The 18732-nt window shown below is 41.8% G+C and carries 10 protein-coding genes, 2 tRNA genes, 3 rRNA genes and 1 pseudogene; 3 read left to right on the plus strand and 13 right to left on the minus strand.

Annotated features, from left to right (window positions below):
• Positions 1-200: 200 nt before the first annotated feature.
• Positions 201-1670 carry an IMP dehydrogenase gene (gene guaB / locus ACZ9EE_RS15975; protein ID WP_476028494.1) on the minus strand — a complete coding sequence of 490 codons (1470 nt, stop codon included), beginning with the start codon at positions 1668-1670 and terminating at the stop codon, positions 201-203.
• A gap of 106 nt (positions 1671-1776) precedes the next feature.
• Here guaB and ACZ9EE_RS15980 point away from each other — a divergent pair, with 106 nt between their 5' ends.
• Positions 1777-2718, plus strand: coding sequence for a YaaC family protein (locus ACZ9EE_RS15980; RefSeq protein ID WP_476032979.1), 942 nt, complete (start codon positions 1777-1779; stop codon positions 2716-2718).
• 219 nt (positions 2719-2937) lie between these two features.
• On the opposite strand, the gene rrf is transcribed toward ACZ9EE_RS15980, so the two are convergent.
• From rrf to dnaA, 12 genes and pseudogenes are all read right to left on the minus strand, one after another.
• A 5S ribosomal RNA gene (gene rrf / locus ACZ9EE_RS15985) occupies positions 2938-3053 on the minus strand.
• 80 nt (positions 3054-3133) lie between these two features.
• Positions 3134-6068: ribosomal RNA gene (locus ACZ9EE_RS15990) — 23S ribosomal RNA — on the minus strand.
• Positions 6069-6196: 128 nt separating this feature from the next.
• Positions 6197-6272, minus strand: a tRNA-Ala gene (locus ACZ9EE_RS15995).
• Between the two features lie 11 nt (positions 6273-6283).
• A tRNA-Ile gene (locus ACZ9EE_RS16000) sits at positions 6284-6360 on the minus strand.
• Between the two features lie 97 nt (positions 6361-6457).
• Positions 6458-8007: ribosomal RNA gene (locus ACZ9EE_RS16005) — 16S ribosomal RNA — on the minus strand.
• Together the 16S, 23S and 5S rRNA genes with 2 tRNA genes alongside form the textbook arrangement of a ribosomal RNA operon.
• A gap of 236 nt (positions 8008-8243) precedes the next feature.
• A pseudogene (gyrA, locus tag ACZ9EE_RS16010) lies at positions 8244-10773 on the minus strand (DNA gyrase subunit A).
• A 22-nt stretch (positions 10774-10795) separates the two neighbouring features.
• A complete protein-coding gene (gyrB, locus tag ACZ9EE_RS16015; RefSeq protein WP_476028496.1) occupies positions 10796-12721 on the minus strand; it encodes a DNA topoisomerase (ATP-hydrolyzing) subunit B in 1926 nt (641 codons plus the stop codon).
• A gap of 64 nt (positions 12722-12785) precedes the next feature.
• Positions 12786-13034, minus strand: a complete 249-nt coding sequence (gene remB / locus ACZ9EE_RS16020; RefSeq protein ID WP_476028498.1) for an extracellular matrix regulator RemB — start codon at positions 13032-13034, stop codon at positions 12786-12788.
• A 9-nt stretch (positions 13035-13043) separates the two neighbouring features.
• Positions 13044-14162, minus strand: coding sequence for a DNA replication/repair protein RecF (recF, locus tag ACZ9EE_RS16025; RefSeq protein ID WP_476028500.1), 1119 nt, complete (start codon positions 14160-14162; stop codon positions 13044-13046).
• A gap of 18 nt (positions 14163-14180) precedes the next feature.
• Positions 14181-14396 carry a S4 domain-containing protein YaaA gene (gene yaaA, locus ACZ9EE_RS16030; protein WP_098530203.1) on the minus strand — a complete coding sequence of 72 codons (216 nt, stop codon included), beginning with the start codon at positions 14394-14396 and terminating at the stop codon, positions 14181-14183.
• A gap of 193 nt (positions 14397-14589) precedes the next feature.
• Positions 14590-15726 carry a DNA polymerase III subunit beta gene (gene dnaN, locus ACZ9EE_RS16035; RefSeq protein WP_476028503.1) on the minus strand — a complete coding sequence of 379 codons (1137 nt, stop codon included), beginning with the start codon at positions 15724-15726 and terminating at the stop codon, positions 14590-14592.
• 199 nt (positions 15727-15925) lie between these two features.
• Positions 15926-17272 (minus strand): chromosomal replication initiator protein DnaA, encoded by a 1347-nt coding sequence (dnaA, locus tag ACZ9EE_RS16040; RefSeq protein ID WP_476028505.1) that lies wholly within the window; start codon positions 17270-17272, stop codon positions 15926-15928.
• A 727-nt stretch (positions 17273-17999) separates the two neighbouring features.
• Here dnaA and rpmH point away from each other — a divergent pair.
• Together rpmH and rnpA are read left to right on the plus strand one after the other, a co-directional pair.
• A complete protein-coding gene (gene rpmH, locus ACZ9EE_RS16045) occupies positions 18000-18134 on the plus strand; it encodes a 50S ribosomal protein L34 (protein ID WP_007084526.1) in 135 nt (44 codons plus the stop codon).
• A gap of 148 nt (positions 18135-18282) precedes the next feature.
• On the plus strand, positions 18283-18627 hold the full coding sequence (rnpA, locus tag ACZ9EE_RS16050; protein ID WP_476028507.1) for a ribonuclease P protein component: 345 nt from the start codon (positions 18283-18285) through the stop codon (positions 18625-18627).
• Positions 18628-18732 lie beyond the last annotated feature (105 nt).

Consider the following 18732-nt stretch of genomic DNA (forward strand, 5'->3'; position numbering starts at 1 on the left):
TATTTTCGATAAAGATGTTTGTTCACTATTACACGCCCTCCAAGGAATTTATACACTTTGAATATTTTATCATACCTGCATAGTAAATCATAGAATGAGCATCGAACCATTCTTTGGCATATGATTAAAATTTCCTTAAAATTTAATAGGAAATTTTTCATAATAAAAAAACAGAGAGTATAACCTCTCTGTTAGAAAATTTATAACGAATAATTTGGTGCCTCTTTGGTAATTTGAACATCATGTGGATGACTTTCCTTTAAACCTGCACCTGTCATTTTAATAAATTGTGCTTTTGTTCTTAAATCATGAAGATCTTTTGTCCCGCAATAGCCCATACCTGACCTTATGCCGCCAATAAGCTGATAAATTGTCTCGGCTAAAGGTCCTTTATATGGAATCCGTCCTTCAATTCCTTCTGGAACAAACTTTTTATTATCCTCTTGGAAATATCGGTCCTTAGATCCCTTTTCCATTGCTGCGACTGAACCCATTCCTCTATAGACCTTAAAGCGGCGCCCTTGGAAGATTTCTGTTTCTCCAGGACTCTCAGATACTCCGGCCAATAAGCTTCCAAGCATAACTGCATGTCCGCCCGCTGCCAAGGCTTTTACGATATCTCCTGAATATTTAATCCCGCCATCAGCTATAATCGTTTTCCCATGCTTCATCGCTTCTGTTGCACAATCATAAACAGCTGTTATTTGCGGTACCCCTACCCCTGCTACTACTCGTGTTGTACAAATGGAACCAGGTCCAATTCCAACCTTTACAACATCGGCACCAGCTTCAATTAGGTCCTTTGTCGCTTCAGCTGTGGCGACATTCCCAGCAATGATGGTTAAGTCAGGATATGCACTTCTAATTTCCTTAACCATGTCTAGAACACCTTTAGAATGTCCGTGAGCCGTATCAATAACAATGGCATCAACATTTGCCGCTACTAAAGCCTCAACACGCTTCATTGTATCCTTTGTTACACCTACAGCTCCCCCAGCAAGTAGACGCCCTTGTCTGTCTTTTGCAGAGTTGGGAAATTCGATTACTTTTTCAATATCTTTAATCGTAATTAATCCTTTTAATACGCCGTCTTCATTTACAAGAGGAAGCTTTTCAATCTTATGCTTTTGAAGAATCTTTTCGGCTTCTTTTAATGTGGTCCCAACTGGGGCTGTTACAAGATTTTCTTTTGTCATGACATCTGAGATTTTAAAAGAATAATCTTGATCCTGAATAAAACGGAGGTCACGATTGGTAATGATTCCGATTAGCCTTTGATCCTGCATATTGTTGACAATTGGGACACCAGAAATTCGGTACTTACCCATCAAATGTTCTGCGTCAAACACTTGGTGTTCAGGGGTTAGGAAAAAGGGATCAGTTATAACTCCGCTTTCCGACCTTTTGACTTTTTCTACTTGTTCTGCCTGCTGTTCAATCGTCATATTCTTGTGAATGATCCCTAAGCCGCCTTGGCGGGCAATAGAAATAGCCATTTCTGATTCTGTTACGGTGTCCATTCCAGCACTGATAATTGGAATATTAAGTTTCACACTTGGCGATAATTCTACTTGCAAGTTGACATCTTTGGGCAGTATCTCTGATTTACCCGGAATTAACAAAACATCATCAAACGTTAGACCTTCTTTTGCAAATTTATTTTCCCACATTTTTAACAGCCCTCCAGGACAAAAAATATTATTTGTACTTTAACAATTGGACAAAATACTGTCAAGGAATAAATATTTAATTGATTTTTCTGAAAAAGGTGATAATTTGATAATTAACTATAAAGATTGGGAAAATTTTTCTTGTTTTTTTTCAGCTGACTACTGTCAAAAGTATCTAAAAACCTGCTACCAAAAGCGAAATGTTGATAATCCAGACCAAAAAAGCTATGAAAATGGATATGCCTTTCTCTATTATCTCGAACATGGGCAAATATATTATGATCAAGCAGAAAAGGCTCCACTCATTTTAAAACCAATTTTACTTTTCTATGGACTTGTCCATTTAATTAAAGCCTGTATCTTAACCATAGATCCTTCCTATCCGGAAACAACTGCTGTATTGGCGCATGGCGTATCCACTAGGAAAAGAAAAAAGCAAAATTATCTTTTTTTCCATGATGAAGTAAAGTTTCAAAAAAATGGTCTCTTTCCCTTTATGTCGGAAAAAATGTTTCACATGAAACAATTAGAAGGGGAAAAAGTCATTATGGAAGAATTATTACAGCTTATACCTGAATTAAATGATTTATTCTTTATCGTAGAAGGAAAAAAGACCTTTGCAAATTTAGCTCAACAGGATAATAAATTGATTATCCCAGAGTATGTATTGGATCACTATCATATGACAGAGAGCAGATTTAAGGAGTTTTTTACCTCAAAATTCAAAAATAGTGCGGAGTTTATTAATGGGGAGCTTGCCTTTTGTATCAATGAGAACTTTTCTTTTGAAATCTCACCATTACACTTTAACTTAGAGAACAGTAGTTACACAATCCCACTCGTTAAAGGGAGTTTTGTCCAATTTCCAGAGCTGCTCGTTCACTATCTGTTGTTATATAACCTAAGTATGATTGCCCGTTATGAAACCGAATGGTGGAGTGAGTTAACAAAGATGATGCCCAACCGGGATTATCCATTTATTAAATCTTTCCTAGAAATCACAATGAAAAAGGGGCCATTTTTAATCTTTCAATTTCTTATGAGGTAAAAGAACAAAAGCGCAAGCGCCTTGGTTAGCTCCGACAAGCATAAGACAAGACGGCTGAAAGGTTGCTCTTTAACCTTTTAGACGGATTGACTTATGACCTCGAGGGGCTAGGCGCTGGAGCTGGACGTATCTAACCCTGTAAAAAGTTATTTACAAGTAGTAAATCTATAATTTCTTAGAACACACAAAAGGACAATCCTTCCGGATTGTCCTAAACATGCCTGGCAACGTCCTACTCTCACAGGGGCAAAGCCCCAACTACCATCGGCGCTGAGAAGCTTAACTTCCGTGTTCGGTATGGGAACGGGTGTGACCTTCTCGCCTTAATTGCCAGACTATTTAATTGAAAGATCGCTCTCTCAAAACTAGATAATGTAGAAGAAACTTTATAAAAACGAGTTATTCGCTTTAGACTATGGTTAAGTCCTCGATCGATTAGTATCAGTCAGCTCCACATGTCGCCACGCTTCCACCTCTGACCTATCAACCTGATCATCTTTCAGGGATCTTACTAGCTTGACGCTATGGGAAATCTCATCTTGAGGGGGGCTTCATGCTTAGATGCTTTCAGCACTTATCCCGTCCGCACATAGCTACCCAGCGATGCCTTTGGCAAGACAACTGGTACACCAGCGGTGCGTCCATCCCGGTCCTCTCGTACTAAGGACAGCTCCTCTCAAATTTCCTGCGCCCACGACGGATAGGGACCGAACTGTCTCACGACGTTCTGAACCCAGCTCGCGTACCGCTTTAATGGGCGAACAGCCCAACCCTTGGGACCGACTACAGCCCCAGGATGCGATGAGCCGACATCGAGGTGCCAAACCTCCCCGTCGATGTGGACTCTTGGGGGAGATAAGCCTGTTATCCCCGGGGTAGCTTTTATCCGTTGAGCGATGGCCCTTCCATGCGGAACCACCGGATCACTAAGCCCGACTTTCGTCCCTGCTCGACTTGTAGGTCTCGCAGTCAAGCTCCCTTGTGCCTTTACACTCTACGAATGATTTCCAACCATTCTGAGGGAACCTTTGGGCGCCTCCGTTACTCTTTAGGAGGCGACCGCCCCAGTCAAACTGCCCACCTGACACTGTCTCCCACCCCGATAAGGGGTGCGGGTTAGAATTTCAATACAGCCAGGGTAGTATCCCACCGACGCCTCCACCGAAGCTGGCGCTCCGGCTTCTCAGGCTCCTACCTATCCTGTACAAGCTGTACCAAAATTCAATATCAGGCTACAGTAAAGCTCCACGGGGTCTTTCCGTCCTGTCGCGGGTAACCTGCATCTTCACAGGTACTATAATTTCACCGAGTCTCTCGTTGAGACAGTGCCCAGATCGTTACGCCTTTCGTGCGGGTCGGAACTTACCCGACAAGGAATTTCGCTACCTTAGGACCGTTATAGTTACGGCCGCCGTTTACTGGGGCTTCGATTCAGAGCTTCGCGTGAGCTAACCCCTCCTCTTAACCTTCCAGCACCGGGCAGGCGTCAGCCCCTATACTTCGCCTTGCGGCTTCGCAGAGACCTGTGTTTTTGCTAAACAGTCGCCTGGGCCTATTCACTGCGGCTCTTCGAGGCTATGAACCCCAAAGAGCACCCCTTCTCCCGAAGTTACGGGGTCATTTTGCCGAGTTCCTTAACGAGAGTTCTCTCGCTCACCTTAGGATTCTCTCCTCGCCTACCTGTGTCGGTTTGCGGTACGGGCACCTTTTATCTCGCTAGAGGCTTTTCTTGGCAGTGTGGAATCAGGAACTTCGGTACTATATTTCCCTCGCTGTCACAGCTCAGCACACACGAGAAGCGGATTTTCCTGCTTCTCAGCCTAACTGCTTAGACGCACATATCCAACAGTGCGCTTACCCTATCCTCCTGCGTCCCCCCATCACTCAAACGATAAAGAGGTGGTACAGGAATATCAACCTGTTGTCCATCGCCTACGCCTTTCGGCCTCGGCTTAGGTCCCGACTAACCCTGAGCGGACGAGCCTTCCTCAGGAAACCTTAGGCATTCGGTGGATGAGATTCTCACTCATCTTTCGCTACTCATACCGGCATTCTCACTTCTAAGCGCTCCACCAGTCCTTACGGTCTAGCTTCAACGCCCTTAGAACGCTCTCCTACCACTGACACCAACGGTGTCAATCCACAGCTTCGGTGATACGTTTAGCCCCGGTACATTTTCGGCGCAGAGTCACTCGACCAGTGAGCTATTACGCACTCTTTAAATGGTGGCTGCTTCTAAGCCAACATCCTGGTTGTCTAAGCAACTCCACATCCTTTTCCACTTAACGTATACTTTGGGACCTTAGCTGGTGGTCTGGGCTGTTTCCCTTTTGACTACGGATCTTATCACTCGCAGTCTGACTCCCACGGATAAGTCTTTGGCATTCGGAGTTTGTCTGAATTCGGTAACCCGATGAGGGCCCCTAGTCCAAACAGTGCTCTACCTCCAAGACTCTAACTACGTGAGGCTAGCCCTAAAGCTATTTCGGAGAGAACCAGCTATCTCCAAGTTCGATTGGAATTTCTCCGCTACCCACACCTCATCCCCGCACTTTTCAACGTGCGTGGGTTCGGGCCTCCATCCAGTGTTACCTGGACTTCACCCTGGACATGGGTAGATCACCTGGTTTCGGGTCTACGACCACATACTAATTCGCCCTATTCAGACTCGCTTTCGCTGCGGCTCCGTCTCTTCAACTTAACCTTGCATGTAATCGTAACTCGCCGGTTCATTCTACAAAAGGCACGCTATCACCCATTAACGGGCTCTAACTACTTGTAGGCACACGGTTTCAGGAACTATTTCACTCCCCTTCCGGGGTGCTTTTCACCTTTCCCTCACGGTACTGGTTCACTATCGGTCACTAGGGAGTATTTAGCCTTGGGAGATGGTCCTCCCTGCTTCCGACCGGATTTCACGTGTCCGGCCGTACTCAGGATCCACTCAGGAGGGAACGAAGTTTCAACTACAGGGCTTTTACCTTCTATGACGGGCCTTTCCAGACCGCTTCATCTACCCCGTTCCTTTGTAACTCCATGTTGAGTGTCCTACAACCCCAAGAGGCAAGCCTCTTGGTTTGGGCTAATCCCGTTTCGCTCGCCGCTACTTAGGGAATCGCGTTTGCTTTCTCTTCCTCCGGGTACTTAGATGTTTCAGTTCCCCGGGTCTGCCATCAATACCCTATGTATTCAGGTAAAGATACTGCTCCATTACGAGCAGTGGGTTTCCCCATTCGGAAATCTCCGGATCAAAGCTTACTTACAGCTCCCCGAAGCATATCGGTGTTAGTCCCGTCCTTCATCGGCTCCTAGTGCCAAGGCATTCACCGTGCGCCCTTTCTAACTTAACCTAAAAGGTTTTACTCTATTTAAAATAGAGAGAAAAACTAAAATGGCGATTTTACTCGGTTTTTACTTGGTTTCTTCTATACGATTATCTAGTTTTCAAAGAACGAATTTCGACGTTTTTAATCATCATTGGTGGAGTCTAGGGGGATCGAACCCCTGACCTCCTGCGTGCAAAGCAGGCGCTCTCCCAGCTGAGCTAAGACCCCGTTATGAAGTATGGTGGGCCTAAATGGACTCGAACCATCGACCTCACGCTTATCAGGCGTGCGCTCTAACCAGCTGAGCTATAGGCCCATACCATAAAATATTTTGAGAGGATTGCTCCCTCAAAACTAAACAAACAAAAAACGGTCAACTTCTTATCAGTCCATAAGGACTGCATTATCCTTAGAAAGGAGGTGATCCAGCCGCACCTTCCGATACGGCTACCTTGTTACGACTTCACCCCAATCATCTGTCCCACCTTAGGCGGCTGGCTCCTTGCGGTTACCCCACCGACTTCGGGTGTTACAAACTCTCGTGGTGTGACGGGCGGTGTGTACAAGGCCCGGGAACGTATTCACCGCGGCATGCTGATCCGCGATTACTAGCGATTCCGGCTTCATGTAGGCGAGTTGCAGCCTACAATCCGAACTGAGAATGGTTTTATGGGATTGGCTAGGCCTCGCGGCTTTGCTGCCCTTTGTACCATCCATTGTAGCACGTGTGTAGCCCAGGTCATAAGGGGCATGATGATTTGACGTCATCCCCACCTTCCTCCGGTTTGTCACCGGCAGTCACCTTAGAGTGCCCAACTGAATGCTGGCAACTAAGATCAAGGGTTGCGCTCGTTGCGGGACTTAACCCAACATCTCACGACACGAGCTGACGACAACCATGCACCACCTGTCACTCTGTCCCCCGAAGGGGAAATTCCTATCTCTAGGAGTGTCAGAGGATGTCAAGACCTGGTAAGGTTCTTCGCGTTGCTTCGAATTAAACCACATGCTCCACCGCTTGTGCGGGCCCCCGTCAATTCCTTTGAGTTTCAGCCTTGCGGCCGTACTCCCCAGGCGGAGTGCTTAATGCGTTAGCTGCAGCACTAAAGGGCGGAAACCCTCTAACACTTAGCACTCATCGTTTACGGCGTGGACTACCAGGGTATCTAATCCTGTTTGCTCCCCACGCTTTCGCGCCTCAGCGTCAGTTACAGACCAGAAAGCCGCCTTCGCCACTGGTGTTCCTCCACATCTCTACGCATTTCACCGCTACACGTGGAATTCCGCTTTCCTCTTCTGCACTCAAGTCCCCCAGTTTCCAATGACCCTCCACGGTTGAGCCGTGGGCTTTCACATCAGACTTAAAGGACCGCCTGCGCGCGCTTTACGCCCAATAATTCCGGACAACGCTTGCCACCTACGTATTACCGCGGCTGCTGGCACGTAGTTAGCCGTGGCTTTCTGGTTAGGTACCGTCAAGGTACCGGCAGTTACTCCGGTACTTGTTCTTCCCTAACAACAGAGTTTTACGACCCGAAGGCCTTCATCGCTCACGCGGCGTTGCTCCATCAGACTTTCGTCCATTGTGGAAGATTCCCTACTGCTGCCTCCCGTAGGAGTCTGGGCCGTGTCTCAGTCCCAGTGTGGCCGATCACCCTCTCAGGTCGGCTACGCATCGTCGCCTTGGTGAGCCGTTACCTCACCAACTAGCTAATGCGCCGCGGGCCCATCTGTAAGTGTCAGCCGAAACCGACTTTCAACTTTTCCTCATGAGAGGAAAAGGATTATCCGGTATTAGCACCGGTTTCCCGGTGTTATCCCAGTCTTACAGGCAGGTTGCCCACGTGTTACTCACCCGTCCGCCGCTAACCAACAGGAGCAAGCTCCTATTGATTCGCTCGACTTGCATGTATTAGGCACGCCGCCAGCGTTCGTCCTGAGCCAGGATCAAACTCTCCAAGAAAGTTGATTTAGCTCAATTTGTTACGTTGGCTTCATTTCCTAAGAAATGAATATTATTGTTTGTTGACGTTTTTGTTTGTTTAGTTTTCAAAGAACAACCATCGCCCCGAAGCGACTTTATTAATATACCACCCATATCAAATGAAGTCAACAATTTTTTCGAATAAATTTTATATAGCCGCTCCAACTTTTGGTCATAATAAAAGGAGCACATGAAAGTGCTCCTTTTAATCAAAATTATTCTTCACCTTCAGGAAGGCTGTCATCTTGGCCTTCATCAAGGACTGCTTCATTGCTATCAACTAGAGCAGCTTCATCTTGCTCTAGTTCCTCTTCTTTTTCAACCTTTGCTACGGTTGCAACAAATTCATTTTCACTTTCTTTTAAATTGATCAGTTTAACACCTTGTGTATTTCGACCCATCTGTGAAATACCTGCAACATCAGTTCGAATTAACACACCACCGGTTGTAATCAGCATGATATCTTCTTCTCCAGTTACAGCTCTCATGGAGACTAGGTTTCCGTTTTTCTCTGTGACATGGCAGGTTTTAATCCCTTTACCACCTCGGCCTTGAATCCGGTACTCAGATGCAGGAGTACGTTTTCCATAACCATTTTTGGTTACAATTAGTACGTCGTTATCTTCTTCTATTACTTCCATACCTACTACTTCATCATCTGAATCAAGAGTAATCCCTTTGACCCCTGTTGCCGTACGTCCCATTGATCGGACGTCAGTCTCAGGAAAGTGGATTAGCATGCCTTTCTTAGTACCAATAATGATATGTTTGGTCCCATCAGTCAGACGAACAGAGATTAATTCATCTCCTTCACGCAGACTTAACGCAATCAAACCATTGTTACGGATATGGGCAAACGATGACAGTGGTGAACGCTTTGAGACCCCTTCCTTCGTTGTGAAGAATAAGAACCAATCATCCACAAATTCGTCTACAGGAATAATTGCATTGATCCACTCACCTTTTTCGATACCAAGCAGATTTATAATCGGAAGCCCTTTAGCTGTCCTGCTATACTCCGGTATCTCATATCCTTTAGAACGATAAACCTTCCCTTTATTGGTAAAGAATAAAATCGTATCATGGGACGAAGTAGTAATTAGATGTTCAACAAAGTCGTCTTCATTTGTTCCCATTCCTTGTATACCCCGGCCGCCGCGTCTCTGCGCACGATAAGTGGACACTGGGAGCCGTTTAATATAGCCATTATGGGTTAACGAAATAACGATATTTTCGCGTGGAATTAAATCCTCATCTTCGATATTTTCAATACCGCCCATGACAATTTCTGTCCGGCGTTTATCATTGAAACGTTCTTTAATTTCTAATAATTCTTCACGGATGATCTCGAGAATTTTTTCCTCATCGGCCAAAATTGCTTTTAGTTCCGCAATTAACTTCATCAAACTTTGGAATTCATCCTCAATTTTTTCTCTTTCTAATCCTGTTAAACGCTGTAAACGCATATCAAGGATGGCCTGAGCTTGTTTTTCAGAAAGATTAAACTGGGTCATTAAGCCTTCACGGGCAATATCCGTTGTACGAGAGCTTCGGATCAGGGTAATGACAGCATCTAAATTATCAAGTGCAATTCTTAACCCTTCTAAAATATGTGCACGTGCTTCTGCTTTGTTTAATTCAAACAATGTTCTTCGGCGAATGACCACTTTTTGATGGTCTAAATAGTAAACTAAACACTGCTTTAGGCTTAACACTTTGGGCTGTCCATCTACTAGTGCCAATGTGTTTATTCCAAAACTGGTTTGTAGTGCTGTTTGTTTATATAAGTTATTTAACAGTACATTTGCATTTGCATCTTTACGGACCTCAATAACAATCCGCATACCGCGGCGGTCAGATTCATCTCTAAGATCGGTGATGCCTTCAATCTTTTTATCGCGGGCTAACTCAGCAATTTTTTCAATTAATCTCGCTTTATTTACTTGATATGGAATTTCATTAACGATAATGACTTCTTTACCGTTGGACTTCTGTTCAATTTCCACTTTAGCACGGATAGTAATCGATCCGCGGCCTGTTTCATATGCTTTTCTAATTCCGCTTCGGCCAATAATAATACCGCCAGTTGGAAAATCTGGACCTGGAATTATTTCCATCAATTCTTGTATAGTAATTTCAGGTTCGCGGCTTACTGCTAATACCCCATCAATAACTTCCCCTAATTGATGTGGCGGAATATTGGTTGCCATACCAACGGCAATCCCGGTTGTCCCATTTACTAAAAAGGTTAGGGAATCGCGCCGGCAGAACAACCGGCTCTCTTTCCTCCCCATCATAGTTGTCTTGATAATCGATAGTATCTTTGTTTAAATCTCTTAGTAATTCCATAGAGATTTTGGACATTCTTGATTCTGTATAACGCATAGCGGCCGCTGAGTCACCATCAACAGATCCAAAGTTTCCATGTCCATCTACTAGCATATAACGATAGTTAAAATTCTGTGCCATCCGAACCATGGTTTCATAAACAGCAGAATCACCATGTGGGTGATATTTACCGATAACATCCCCAACGATACGCGCAGACTTTTTATATGGTTTGTCTGCATGAATGCCAAGGTCATGCATCGCATATAAAATACGGCGATGAACTGGCTTTAACCCATCACGAACATCTGGAAGGGCACGAGAAACAATAACACTCATCGCATAATCTAGAAAGGACGACTTCATCTCATGACTAATATTAATTTCGCTTACTTTTGAATTGGGTGTTTCAGTCATATTACCTACCTCCCTCCGACTTTTATATATCTAAATTCTTTACGTATTGTGCATTTTCTTCAATGAAGTTACGACGTGGTTCTACCTTCTCACCCATTAGCATATCAAAAGTTTCGTCGGCTTCAATTGCATCTTCAAGACTTACTTGGAGCATACTTCTATAAGCAGGATCCATCGTTGTTTCCCATAACTGTTCAGGATTCATCTCCCCTAAACCTTTATAACGTTGGATATTAGGTTTTGGTGTAGCTGGCAGCTCCGCAAATATCCGCTCAAGTTCTTTGTCGTTATAAGCATACTCAATTCGTTTGCCTTGCTGTACCTTATAAAGAGGCGGCTGGGCAATATATACATAACCAGCTTCTAAAATTTTTCTCATAAAGCGGTAAAAGAACGTTAAAAGAAGCGTACGAATATGAGCACCATCCACATCGGCATCTGTCATAATGACCACTTTATGGTAACGAGCTTTGGAAATATCAAAGTCTTCTCCAATTCCAGTCCCTATCGCCGTAATCATTGCTCTGACTTCATTGTTTGAAAGAATTCTATCTAAACGTGCTTTTTCCACATTAAGAATTTTCCCACGTAGTGGCAGGATCGCTTGGAAATGACGATCACGTCCTTGTTTTGCTGATCCGCCGGCAGAGTCACCCTCAACGATGTACAATTCACTCTCTGAAGGATCCTTTGAAGAACAATCTGCTAATTTCCCAGGCAAACTGGATACCTCTAATGCACTTTTGCGGCGGGTTAATTCCCTAGCCTTTTTGGCAGCAAGTCTTGCCCGGGATGCCATCAATCCTTTATCAACAATTTTCCTTGCCACGGTTGGATTTTCCAATAAAAATTTATCAAACGTACTTGCAAAAACTGTGTCAGTAATTGCTCTGACTTCTGAATTTCCAAGCTTTGTTTTTGTTTGTCCTTCAAATTGAGGATCAGGGTGTTTGATCGAAACAATCGCTGTAATCCCTTCACGAACATCCTCGCCTGAAAGGTTTGCATCACTTTCCTTGAATATGCCACTTTTTCTAGCATAATCATTGATAACTCTTGTTAAAGCAGTTTTAAAACCTGATTCATGTGTACCGCCTTCATAGGTGTGAATATTATTAGCGAAAGAGTAAATATTTTCTGTATAGCCCTCATTGTATTGGAGTGCGACCTCAACACTAATGCCGTCTTTTTCTCCCTCCATGTAGATAGGCTCATCATGGACTACTTCTTTTGTACGATTTAAATGTTCAACATACGATTTGATACCACCCTCATAGTGGTATTCATTCCGTTTATTTTCACCACGTTTATCCTCAATTGTAATTCTTATTCCTCTGTTAAGAAAGGCAAGCTCACGTAAACGAGTAGCCAGAATATCATATTCATACACTAATGTTTCCGTAAAAATTTGGCTATCTGGTTTAAAATGAGTGATCGTTCCGGTTTTGTCAGTAGTTCCAATAACCTTTAGTTCTGAGACTACCGCACCACGTTCAAATATAATCTGATAAATTTTACCGTCACGATGAACGTTAACCTCAAGTTCGGTAGAAAGGGCATTAACAACCGATGCACCAACACCATGTAAACCGCCGGAAACCTTATAACCTCCGCCGCCAAATTTCCCACCTGCGTGAAGTACAGTCATGATTACTTCGACGGCTGGTCTGCCCATCTTTTCTTGAATATCAACTGGTATTCCACGGCCATTGTCCTTTACGGTGATACTATTATCTTCTTCAATGATGACATTAATTTCATCACAGTAACCTGCCAGGGCCTCATCAATACTATTATCAACAATTTCCCAAACAAGATGATGCAGACCTTTTCCGCTTGTTGAACCAATATACATACCAGGTCTTTTCCGTACTGCTTCAAGTCCCTCGAGAACTTGAATTTGATCAGCGCCGTATGCTCCCTCTACTGCTTTCTGTTCCAAAGTCATACTTGTTCACCTACACCTTCTGACAAAAATATCTCTAAATAAACTATAAATATAAAAATTTATATTAAAAATCATGTATACTCATTTGATTTGAACGTTTCTTTAATGTTCCTGAAGCAATGGGGGATAAATAAACCTTGTCATATGTAATAATGACTGATTTATAGGGGTTTTTAGACAAGTTAATGACTCTTTCACTTTGTTTATCCAAAAATTCATTCACCAATGGTGATTGATTGGCACTCTCTTTATCTAATATTGAAATAATATCTTTTGCCCTTATATTTAAATCTTCCCCGATATGAATATACATTGACCCACCTCAATTAACCTTCTTTATGGTGCCTGCCTGCACGATATAGGTCGAAGCATCTTTTAATGTCTGATGATCAATTCCTTCTACACTTGTCGTGGTGACAAATGTCTGAACTTTCCCTTGAATGGTATTGAGTAAATGGGATTGCCTGTAATCATCTAATTCGGATAAAACATCATCAAGCAAAAGAATTGGATATTCACCAATTTCATTATGAATCAATTCAATTTCAGCCAGTTTAACAGAGAGGGCGGTTGTTCGTTGCTGCCCTTGGGAGCCGTATGTTTGAACATCCCTTCCATTAACGAAAAACAATAAGTCGTCACGATGCGGGCCAAACAAGGTAGTTCCTCGTTCCATTTCCCTTACTCTCACCTTGGCGAATTTTTCCTGAAAGCTTTCTATCATTTTCGACAAATCTTGTTCTTCTAATACCTCTACTGAAGGTTTATACATAATTTCTAGTGTTTCCAAGCCTCTTGAAATTCCTTGATGAATAGGTTTAGCCCAATTTTCGAGTAATCTCAGGAATTCAAATCTCTTTTTAACAACCTTTACAGCCATGTTAATAAATTGTTCAGTTAAGACTTCAAGCATGGTTGGATCGCTTTGTTTTTTTATTTGCATCATTTTTAAATAATGGTTGCGTTGTTGAAGTATTTTTTGATATTGGCTCATATCATGTAAGTAAATCGGTGATACCTGACCAATCTCCATATCAATAAATCGTCTTCGTACCTGAGGGCTGCCTTTAACAATATTTAAATCCTCTGGTGCAAACATGACTACATTTAAGTTTCCAACATATTGGCTTAATTTTTGCTGTTCAATATGGTTCAACCTTGCCTTTTTTCCCTTTTTCGAAATCACCAGCTGCAAGGGCAGGGAGCTGTGCTGCTTTTGAACCCTTCCTTCTATTTTAGCATACTCCTGGTCCCAGCGAATAAGTTCTTTATCATTAGACGTTCGATGTGACTTGGCCATTGCTAACACATAGATGGATTCCATTACATTGGTTTTTCCTTGAGCGTTTTCTCCCAAAATAACATTTACCTTATTTTCAAACTCGACGAATAACTCGTCATAGTTCCGATAATCTTTAAGTGCTAATTTTTCTATATACATGGTAACAACATCCTTTAGCTACTCGCTAATTACAAATTCCCCAAAGCCGGCTATTTGGACTTTGTCACCAACGCGAAGCTTTCTCCCTCTTCTTTGGTCTTGCTCACCATTGATAAATATTTCATGCTCACTTAAAAACCATTTGGCCATACCGCCTGTTTGAATCACATCAGCCAGCTTTAAAAATTGCCCTAATGTTATATATTCGGTATCCAATTTAATTTTTTCAGGCATCTTTTCATCCTCATTTCTAAAAATGGTCCCAATACTTTATTTTACTAAAAAAATTAGTCGGACACAAAGGAAACTCGAAAAAAATAAAAGTAAACGTTCTAGGACTGCGGTGAAGTAACGCAGTAGAACCTGACTTGTCATATAAAGAAGCCACCAGTGATATGGTGGCTTATAGGTTGTAAACTGCTTTAATTTAGTATGTTCTAACTGGCAAAATAAGCTGTAAAATCGTTTCATCATGCAGCGGACGAATGACAAACGGACGCATTGCACCGGTAAAGCTTACTTTAATTTCCGTTCCTTCTAATGCCTTTAAAGCATCCATCATATACTTTGCACTAAATGAAATTTTTAACTCTTCTCCGTCTATGGACTGGCTCTGAATTTCTTCAACTACCTTTCCAATTTCGGGGGTATTCGATGATATTTCAATTGTTCCTCCCTCGATAGTAGACAACTTAACAACATTGTTTCTTCCTTCACGAGCTAAAAGGGAAGCACGATCAATAGCTTGTAGGAACTCTTTGGTATTAACAGTCACATCTGTTTTACTTTCATCAGGAATCAATCTTGATGTATCAGGATAATTCCCTTCTAATAATCTTGAGAAAAATAATAAGTGTTTCGCTTTAAATAAGATTTGATTCTCTGTAATCACAATATCAATTAGTTCATTCGAATCAGCAATAATTTTGCTTAATTCATTTAAGCTTTTCCCAGGAATGACCACATTATAGTTTTCATGACTTTCTGATTCAATTTTCGCTTTTCGTAAAGCAAGACGATGGCTATCTGTTGCAATACAGGTTAGCTCTTCATTTTCAATCCGCCAGTTTACACCTGTCAAGATGGGGCGTGTTTCTGAGGTGGACACAGCAAAATGTGTTTGGCGGATCATCGCTTTTAGAAGATCAGTTGCGATGTGAAATTTGTTGTTCTCCTCGACTTGCGGAAGATGTGGATATTCTTCTGCATCAAGGCCGTTTAAGTTAAATTCAGACTTACCAGAGCGAATAACGGTTTGTAACGAACCAAGAACTTCTATTTCCACGGTATCCGTAGGGAGCTTTTTAACGATTTCACTAAAAAATTTGGCTTGGAGGACAATTGCACCTGGTTGTCTAATTTCAACAATTTCAGCTCCATCCTCTTCTTTAGGAATAAATGATTCAATCGATATGTCTGAGTCGCTTCCGGTTAACGTAACTCCTTCAGCTGAAGCTGTAATTTTAATCCCCGTTAAGATAGGTATGGTCGTTCTAGAAGTGACAGCCTTCATAACATCTTGAACACTTTGAACTAAGTGGTCCCGCTGGATGATAAATTTCATCGCATTTAATCCTCCGTATTATGCATATTTTTATTGCTGTTACATATAATATTATTTTTTAAAAAATAGTAGAAGTACTAGTAGGCCCTGTTAGTATGTGGATAACTACAATTTTCAATAGAAACACAGCCTATCCACATGTGGACAGACTGTGTATAGATTCTAAGAAGTTATTCACAGTTTAAACAAAAAAAATTAACTATATTTTTAAAAGTTCATGTAGTTCCTTCATTTGTTTTTGAAACATTGAATCTGTTTGAAGGAGCTTTGAGATTTTTTCATGTGCGTGAATGACGGTTGTATGGTCACGTCCCCCAAATTCTTCTCCTATTTTCGGCAGGGAATAATCGGTTAATTCACGTGATAAGTACATGGCAATTTGCCGTGGAAAGGCAACAGACTTTGTCCGCTTTTTTGCCTTAAAGTCTTCAAGTTTAATACTAAAATGCTCCCCAACTACCTTTTGAATTTCATGGATCGTAATGACCTTTGGCTTAGAGCTAGGGATGATATCTTTTAATGCCTCTGCTGCTAGATCTGCATTGATATCTTTATTGATTAAAGAAGAATAAGCTACTACGCGAATGAGTGCACCTTCAAGCTCACGGATGTTGGAATCAATTTGATTCGCTATATATAGCATCACTTCATTAGGAATATCTAAACCTTCCGCCTTTGCCTTTTTTCGGAGAATCGCTATTCTCGTTTCTAAATCAGGCGGAGTGATATCTGTGATCAAGCCCCACTCAAATCGTGAACGGAGCCGGTCTTCAAGTGTGGGAATTTCCCTAGGCGGGCGGTCACTTGAGATAATGATTTGTTTACTTTCCTCATGCAGGGCATTAAAGGTATGGAAAAATTCTTCCTGGGTTGATTCTTTTCCGGCCAGAAACTGAATATCATCAATAAGTAAGATATCGACATTTCGATATTTATTGCGGAAACTCTCTGCTTTATTGTCACGAATCGAGTTAATAAATTCGTTCGTAAATTTTTCAGAAGATAGGTAAACTACCTTTGCAGCTGGATTATGATCTAGAACATAATGGCCAATCGCGTGCATTAAGTGCGTTTTCCCGAGTCCTACTCCCCCATAAATAAATAAGGGATTATAAGCCTTCGCTGGTGCTTCTGCTACTGCAAGCGATGCTGCGTGGGCAAATCGATTTCCTGAGCCGATAACAAATGTATCAAATGTATATTTTTGATTTAAAATTCCCTGTGGGAATTCGACATGATCATCATCTTTTTTAACCTTTTTGGGCGGCAGCTGGACATCATTTTCAGCTTCATTTTGATTTTGCGGAATAATAAATTTTACAGATAGCTCTTCACCGGTAATTTCATCAAGGATTCCCGAAATTAACTGAGAATAACGCTCTTCTAGCCAGTCTCTTGCAAATTCATTAGGAGCGGTAATCACCAGGTTATTGCCTTGAAGGGAATGGGCTTTTGTTGATTTAAGCCAGGTATCAAAGCTAGGCTTGCTTATCTTTTTCTCGATATTGGCCAGCGCTGCATTCCAAAGGTCTGCAATATTTTCCAACTAGTATCCCTCCTTTTTAAATTTATAAAACCATATATCTTAACAGACACTCTCTCTATTACAGTCTAACTCCAAAGGAATATTTATCAACGGCATCATGTCCCGTGAAAACAAGATTATACCGGCAGTACAACCTATTAATTTATAAATATACAAAACAGTGATTGTGGAAAAACTTATAATAAGGAAGTAAAGTGGAGTTTCGACAATATCCACCGCTTGTGGACAAGTTTTTACAGAATGCTAGGATAAACTATCCACATGTTATCCACAAATTGTGGATAACACTTTTCTGTTGATGAAGTTATTCAGAGTGAAAACACAAATATAATAACAAATAATTGCTTAGGGTGCAATGCTTTTTCACAGTTTATCCACAAGTATAACATTCTGTGTGTAAAATTTGTCCACAAGCTGAAGGTTTGTGTAAAACCTGTCAATATCATGTGTGGATAATAAAAATAATGTCGAAATTTTATCCACAACCTCAAAAGTGGTGCTGGATCTACAAATTTTTAAAGTGATTTTAGCGAGGAATATAAAATTTAATCGTTCGGCATCTTACCGATAGAATTTCTTGTCAGGTAAGAACTCATACCGAGAAATAATGGAAATAGGGAATAATCTTTAGAGAGATGTTGACAATTGCAAGTATCCGTCCTTATAATAAGTAGGACTGTCAATTAAGATTTAAATTTGATAGCTATTCCTCAGGGAGGTGTCATATATGAAAAGAACATATCAACCAAATAAACGTAAACATAGTAAAGTTCACGGATTCCGTAGTCGCATGAGCTCAGCAAACGGACGTAAGGTTCTTGCTCGCCGTCGTCTAAAAGGAAGAAAAGTATTATCAGCTTAGGCCACTGAAACGTCTCAGTGGTCTTTTTTTCAATTATAGTGGAAGCGCTATTAGAAAAGCGGAAGTGCCTTGACCGGGGGCCCCGGGCCCCTAGGCGCTGCAGCTAGACAATTCTCATAGTATAAACCTAGATAAAGGAGTTTTTTTTATGAAAAAAGAATTCCGAGTAAAGAAGAATAACGATTTTCAAGCGGCCTTTAAGAAGGGCCAGTCGTTTGCAAACCGGCAATTTGTGGTCTATTCATTAGAAAAAGAGGAACAAGACTTTTTTCGAATCGGTTTATCTGTCAGTAAAAAGCTTGGGAATGCTGTTACCAGAAATAGAATTAAACGCTTTGTGAGACAATCCGTCATGGAAATGCAGGATCAACTTACAAAAGGGAAAGATTATGTAATCATCGCCAGGAAGCCTGTTGCTGAAATGGACTTTTTTGAAGTGAAGAAGAGTCTTACCCATGTGTTGAAGGTTGGGAAAGTATTGAAGAAAAACTAACCTTTCTAAAAATAGTTTTAATAAACCTAAAACAATAAAGACATCCGCTCCATAAAAATGCTAAAATGAAAGCAAAAGTGTGTGGGTGAGATTTGTCGAAATAGG

Source organism: Bacillus sp. URHA0034, assembly GCF_056280405.1.

Bases quoted from the DNA above. Each gene is read 5' to 3' on its own strand.
- guaB (WP_476028494.1), bottom strand. From the start codon at position 1,670: ATGTGGGAAAATAAATTTGCAAAAGAAGGTCTAACGTTTGATGATGTT.
- gyrB (WP_476028496.1), bottom strand. From the start codon at position 12,721: ATGACTTTGGAACAGAAAGCAGTAGAGGGAGCATACGGCGCTGATCAA.
- remB (WP_476028498.1), bottom strand. From the start codon at position 13,034: ATGTATATTCATATCGGGGAAGATTTAAATATAAGGGCAAAAGATATT.
- recF (WP_476028500.1), bottom strand. From the start codon at position 14,162: ATGTATATAGAAAAATTAGCACTTAAAGATTATCGGAACTATGACGAG.
- yaaA (WP_098530203.1), bottom strand. From the start codon at position 14,396: ATGCCTGAAAAAATTAAATTGGATACCGAATATATAACATTAGGGCAA.
- dnaN (WP_476028503.1), bottom strand. From the start codon at position 15,726: ATGAAATTTATCATCCAGCGGGACCACTTAGTTCAAAGTGTTCAAGAT.
- rpmH (WP_007084526.1), top strand. From the start codon at position 18,000: ATGAAAAGAACATATCAACCAAATAAACGTAAACATAGTAAAGTTCAC.
- rnpA (WP_476028507.1), top strand. From the start codon at position 18,283: ATGAAAAAAGAATTCCGAGTAAAGAAGAATAACGATTTTCAAGCGGCC.